At 60.7% G+C, this 6918-nt stretch carries 1 protein-coding gene; it reads left to right on the forward strand.

Features of this window, described 5'->3' with window-relative positions:
* Positions 1–9 precede the first annotated feature (9 nt).
* On the forward strand, positions 10–6918 hold a 6909-nt coding region (locus BH95_RS29300), incomplete at its 3' end, for a non-ribosomal peptide synthetase (RefSeq protein WP_244165178.1).

Below are 6918 nucleotides of genomic sequence, written 5' to 3' on the forward strand. Positions count from 1 at the left end.
GCTCGTGTGGTGGGTGGAGGACAGTCGGGCACCAGGCAAATCTGGGAGCCATATGCGCGTCCGGCCCAGTTGCCGCTGTCGTTCGCCCAGCGTCGGTTGTGGTTCATCCATCAGCTAGAGGGACCATCGGCGACATACAACATCCCTCTGGTACTACGCCTAATCGGTCTACTCGACGTCGACGCGCTGACCCTGGCGGTTGCCGATGTCGTAGCCCGGCACGAGAGTGTTCGCACAGTGTTTCCCGCTACGGCTGGCGTGCCCGAGCAGTGCATTCTCGATGCCTCTGAAGGGCTTGTCGCCTGCAAAGTCATCGACGCCACCAACTGGACCGATCAACAGTTGGATGAGGCGGTCGGTATTGTCACCCGCCACGCCTTCGACTTAGAAACCGAGATTCCCTTTCGTGCAAGGCTTTTCGCAGTCTCGACCACGGAACACCATCTGGCCCTGGCAATGCACCACATCGCCGCCGACGGATCATCTCTCTCGCCGCTGGTTCGCGACCTGACTACCGCATATCAGGCCCGCACCACCCGGACGGAGCCAGGCTGGGAGCCGTTGCCCGTTCAGTACGCCGACTTCACAATCTGGCAGCACAAGCTCCTCGGCGAGGCCGACGATCCTAATACCCGATCTGGTCGACAAACAGTTTTCTGGGAGCGGAACCTCGCTGGATACGCGGGACTGCTGGAGCTTCCCACGGACCGGCCTTACCCCGCCGTCGCCAACCATCAGGGCGGCCAAGTCGTCGTCGAATGGCCCGCCGAACTGCAGGAACTCGTGCGGGTTGTGGCGCGGGAACGCAATGCGACGACGTTCATGGTGATGTCGGCGGCGCTTTCGGTGCTGTTGGCGCGTTTGAGCGGGAGCGCGGATGTGGCGTTCGGGGTGCCGACGGCGGGGCGGGGGCGAACCGAGTTTGACGGCATGGTCGGGTTTTTCGTCAACACGCTGGTGTTGCGTACGCGGGTTTCAGCCGAGATGAACTTCGGTGATTTGTTGGAGGAGGTACGGGAGCGGAGCCTGGACGCGTTCGCGAACCAAGATGTGCCGTTCGATGCGCTTGTCGAGCGCCTCAATCCGGTCCGTACGCAGGCTCACCATCCGTTGATCCAAATCCTGTTCGCCTGGCAAAACGTCACCCTGCCCGATCTGTCTCTGCCAGGTCTCGACATTTCCCCGCAGCGCACGGACACCTTGACCGCTCGAATGGACTTGACTTTCAGCCTGCGTGAGCGGTTCGACAACTCCGGCCGTCCCATAGGCATTGGGGGTCTGGTCGAGTACCGCACCGACGTCTATGACGCCGAAACTGTAAAACAACTTGTTACCCGCTGGCAGCGGGTGCTCACGACGATGCTCGCCGGCACGGACCGCTCGGTGGCGTCAATCGACTTGCTTGACGAGAGAGAACTGACGCAGCTGGACGCCCTCGGAGCGCGGTCAGTGCTAAATGAATCGATCGTGGACCCCGCGATTCCGGAGTTGTTCGCCGAGCAGGTGAGGGTGCGGCCGGACGTCATAGCGGTGGTGTTCGAGGGTCGGTCGTGGACGTATCAGGAGTTGGACGACACATCGACGCAGTTGGCTCATTTGTTGGCTGGGCGTGGGGTGGGAGTAGAGGACGTTGTTGCACTGTTGCTGCCACGTTCGGAACACACTGTGATAGCCATACTTTCGGTGCTGAAGCTGGGTTCTGCTTACTTGCCGATCGACATCAACACCCCTGACGAGCGCCTGGCATTCGTTCTACAAGACGCTGCGCCGGCCGCGATTTTGACCACGGTGAGCCTCGCTGGTCGCGTCAGTAAGTCCGGGGTCCCACTGATAGATGTCGAGGATCCCAAGGTCGCTGAACAGCCGACGACGACGTTGCCGGTGCCGAATGCTGACCTCCTCGCGTACATCATCTACACCTCAGGAACGACAGGCACACCCAAAGGCGTCTCGGTCACCCACCGCGGCGTCAATGACCTCATCGCTACCCACATCGCGCGCCTCGCCAATGTCGAGGACCCGACCACCGGCACTCTGGAACCCCACCACCACGTATGGACGCTGTTCCATTCATACGCATTCGACTTCGCGGTCTGGGAGATGTGCGGCGCGCTTCTGCACGGGGGACGGCTGGTCGTGGTTCCCGAAGAGGTTGCCTACTCTCCTTCCGATTTCCATAACCTGCTCGTAAACGAAGAAGTAACGGTGCTGACCCAGACACCGTCGGCGTTGGCACGGCTGTCTCCCGAGGGGCTACCGTCGATCGCGCTACTTCTACTCGGGGGAGAGACGTGCCCAGCCCAGCTAATCGAGCGATGGGTGACGCCTGAGCGAGCCGTGATCAATGCTTATGGCCCGACCGAGTGCACCGTCTACGTTTCGATGACCGAACCGCTAGTCCCTACAGGGGCAGTGCCGATCGGTGCCGCTGGCTCCGGCACTGCGTTGTTTGTGTTGGATTCCGGTTTGCGGCGGGTTCCGATCGGTGTGGTTGGTGAGTTGTATGTCGCGGGGCGGGGTGTGGCACGCGGTTATGTGCGACGGCCGGGCTTGACGGCATCGCGATTCGTCGCGTGTCCGCTCGGCCCTTTGGGTTCGCGGATGTATCGCACCGGCGATCTGGTTCGTTGGAATCACGACGGCGAGCTGGAGTATGTGGGTCGCTCTGACGATCAGGTGAAGATTCGTGGTTACCGCATCGAAATCGGTGAGATCGAATCGGTGCTCCGGACGGCCCCCGGAGTAGGACAGGCTGCGGTCGTCGTCCATGAGGACCACCCAGGGTACAAACGGCTGATCGGCTACGTCGTTCCCCACACAGACTGGGCGGGCGAGTTGGATGGCAACCAATTGCGCCGCTTGACCGACGCGTGGCTGCCCGAATATATGTCGCTTGCGGCGGTCGTGGTCCTCGATGCATTGCCCATGACGAGTAACGGCAAGCTTGACAAAAAGAGGCTTCCGGTACCTCAACTAGGACAATCGAACCAATACCGAGCACCGACTACTCCACTCGAGGAGAGCCTGGTTGACATCTACGCGCGCGTACTGAATGTGGAGAAAGTTGGAGTCGACGATTCGTTCTTCGATCTAGGCGGCGACAGCATCTCGTCCATTCAGGTGGTGTCCCGGGCCCGGCAAGTCGGTTTGTACTGCAAGCCCCGCGACATCCTGGTGGAGCGAACCGTGGCACGACTTGCCCACGCTCTCCAGCTCTCGGTCCCGGAGCAGTCTCTCCTTCGGCCGGCTGAGGCTGGGCCCGTCACGGCAACGCCGATCATGCGGTGGCTGGCATCTCTCACGGCACCGACAGACGAGTTCAACCAAACCATGTTGTTCCAGGGGCCGCAGCAGGCGAAGTACAGCGACGTGGTGTTGTTACTACAGGCATTGGTCGATCGGCACGCCATGCTCCGGTTGCAGGTGGACAACGCCCCGACTGAGGACGCGGACAACTGCATCGTCCTACCAACAGGCTCGATCAGCGCAGCCGACTGTGTAACCCCCGTCGTGGACTTCTCCGATACCACGTTTGCCAATGCCTTGAGCCGTCTTGACCCGCGTCGAGGAGCCATGGTGCATGGGCTGTGGGCTGAGCGCACCCGCCAGCTGTTGCTCATCGTCCACCACCTCGCGGTCGACGCGGTCTCCTGGGGAATCATCCAAAGGGATCTCGCAACGGGTTGGCGCTGCCTCACCGAGCGGCGAGAAATTACCCTGGATGCCAGCGGCACCTCGTTCCGTGAGTGGTCAACGATGTTGGCGCAGTACGCTGCCGAGCGGAAAGTCACTGACCAGCTTCCGCATTGGCAGCGCATTGAAGCCGTTGCCACCCTGCTGCCCAGCCCGCACCCGACTCCTGGTATCTGGCGCGATGTGGAGCATCTGTCGGTCAGCATCGACACGGAGCTAACCGAAGTGCTGGTAACCGACGTGACTGCGGCTCTGCACATCAACGTTCAGGATCTGCTGCTCATCGCACTCGGTTCTGCCCTCGCTGAACAGCACCAGCACTTCGACGTCCCTTTCCGCATCGACGTGGAGAGCCACGGACGTCGCGATGAAATCGGCAGTGGGATCGATTTGACCAACACCGTCGGATGGTTCACCGCAAAGCACCCGGTCGCTTTGAACGTCGTACCCATGGACCGTGACACTGTTCTGACCGGGGGCTCGGACATGGGTATCTGGATAAAGGACGCCAAGGAACAGCTGCGTGCCCACCCCGACGGAATCACCTACGGTCTTCTCAAGTATCTAGGCACCAACAATCTGTCTGGCGTAGATCCCGCCATCGGCTTCAACTACCTCGGCCGGCGCAGCGTGAGCCAGCTCGACGCACCCCTCGAAGATTGGCGGATCCTCGGACCGACTGAATCGCCTGATGCTCGACGCTTTGGTTCCCGCTCGATGCTGTTGCCGCACACAGTCGGCATCAATGCAGCCGTGCTAGCCGAAGGTTCGCAGTCAGAACTACACGTGTCCTGGAGTTGGACGAGCACACAGGTGGATCGCTCCTATATCACCGAGCTGTACGCGCGCTGGTATGACGTTCTAGCTGGAATTGCGGCGTACGTGCAGAACGGCGGCGGAGGACTGACTCCCTCCGACGTCCTGCCGGCGGTGGTCAATCAGCGGCAGATCGATCAACTCGCACAAATCGTGGAACCAGCAGACCTTCTCCCGCTGACTCCGCTTCAAACCGGGCTGCTTTTCCATCGCCGTTCCGGCAGTAATGAACCCGTAGAGCTGTACACCGTGCAACTGGGTATCGAGATTGCTGGCGTACTCGACGTGCCGCGCTTGCGCGAGGCCGCTCATACAGTCGTCGGACGCCACCCCAACCTAATGGCTCGGTTCGTCTCCGAGGGTTTCCCCGAGCCGGTGCAGATCATTCCGACACGCCCAGACATACCGTGGACGGTAGTTAACGGCTACGAGTGCGATCAGAGGCTGCTGGATGCAGAGCTCGCCGCCTGCGGCAACCTCGTAGATGAGGCACCGCTACGGATTCTCCTTCATCAGACTGGGACGAATAAGCACACGCTGGTGCTATCCGTCCATCACATCGTGGTGGACGGTTGGTCAATCCAGATTCTGCTCAAAGAGATGTTCGCCGTCTACGAACGGGAGACTCTGGCACCCGCGCCCACCTTCCGAAATTACGTCGAGTGGCTATCCGCCCAGGACTGGAGCGCGGCGCGGCGGCATTGGCAGAAGCTGCTGGCGGGACTTCAAACGCCGACCTTGTTAGATCCAGGAGATCGCTTCACTGATGCGCGATCGCTGTTGCGAGTCGACCTCCCTATCGACGTCACGCGTTCTGTTGAGCAGTTGGCTCGCTCGCAAAACACGACCATGAACATCGTGCTACAGGCCGCCTGGGGCCGTCTGCTGGGCGCATTGACTGGCAGCGGAGACGTCGTCTTCGGCACTACCGTATCGGGGCGGCCAGCAGAACTGTTCGGCAGCGAGTCGGCGGTGGGCATGTTCATCAACACCGTCCCGGTAAGAGCATCCCTGACCGCGACGACGACCACGGCTGAACTGATCGGCATGCTGCGGGACGACTACCACGATGGGCTAGACCACCAGTTCGTGGCCCTGGCCGATATCCAGCGCGCCGCGGGACATCAACAACTGTTCGACACCCTCTTCGTCTACGAGAACTACCCACTGAGGATGTCCGGCGGGCAGCTCGAGACAAACGGACTGAGCGTACGCATAGCCTCAAGTCGCGAGTTCACTCACTATCCAATCGCCTTACAGATCTGGCCCGGTCCACAGCTGAGGGTGCGGCTGGAATACCGCATGGCGGTCCTCGACGAGCGGTTGGCCAAGCAAATCCTGGTATGGCTCCAGACACTATTGATTGCGATGGCGGCGGGCCCGGATCGTCCTTTGGCTTCGTTCGACATCCTGGGTGAGGATGAGCTGACGCAGCTGGACGTACTGGGTAACAGGTCGGCTGTGACGGAGTCCGTTGCTGGCGTGTCGATTCCGGAGTTGTTCGCCGAGCAGGTGAGGGTGCGGCCGGACGTCATAGCGGTGGTGTTCGAGGGTCGGTCGTGGACGTATCAGGAGTTGGACGACACATCGACGCAGTTGGCTCATTTGTTGGCTGGGCGTGGGGTGGGAGTAGAGGACGTTGTTGCACTGTTGCTGCCACGTTCGGAACACACTGTGATAGCCATACTTTCGGTGCTGAAGCTGGGTTCTGCTTACTTGCCGATCGACATCAACACCCCTGACGAGCGCCTGGCATTCGTTCTACAAGACGCCAAACCAGCAGCAATAGTGACAACGGTAGCGCAATTGCACCGGGTCGATGAGAGCAAAGTGGCAGTCGTGACCCTCGGGGGCAGGGTCACCGTCGAACCTCCCACTGTCACCTTTCCATTCCCCCATCCAGAACTGACGGCCTATGTCATCTACACCTCAGGAACGACAGGCACACCCAAAGGCGTCTCGGTCACCCACCAGAACGTGACGCAACTGTTCACCAGACCCGCACGGACGTCCGAATTGTCGCCAGGACAGGTGTGGTCGATGTTCCATTCGTACTCGTTCGATGTGTCGGTGTGGGAGATGTGGGGCGCTCTGCTGCACGGTGGCCGCTTAGTCATAGCCTCTGAGGACACGGCCAACTCTGCCACCGACTTTCATGACCTACTTGTGAACGAAAGTGTTTCGGTTCTGACCCAGACCCCGTCCGCCCTCGGCCGGCTGTCACCGCAGCGGCTGAGCGCATTGAGGACCATTTTTGTGGGGGGTGAGGCGTGCTCGCCCGAACTTGTCGATCGGTGGGCTTCAGGCCGAGAAATGATCAACTCCTACGGTCCTACCGAAAGCACCGTTTACGCCTCTATGAGTGCGCCCATGAAGCCTGGTCATGGAGCTCCTATCGGTACGCCGGTG

The organism is Rhodococcoides fascians A44A, assembly GCF_000760735.1.
In the GTDB taxonomy this organism is placed as follows: domain Bacteria; phylum Actinomycetota; class Actinomycetes; order Mycobacteriales; family Mycobacteriaceae; genus Rhodococcoides; species Rhodococcoides fascians_E.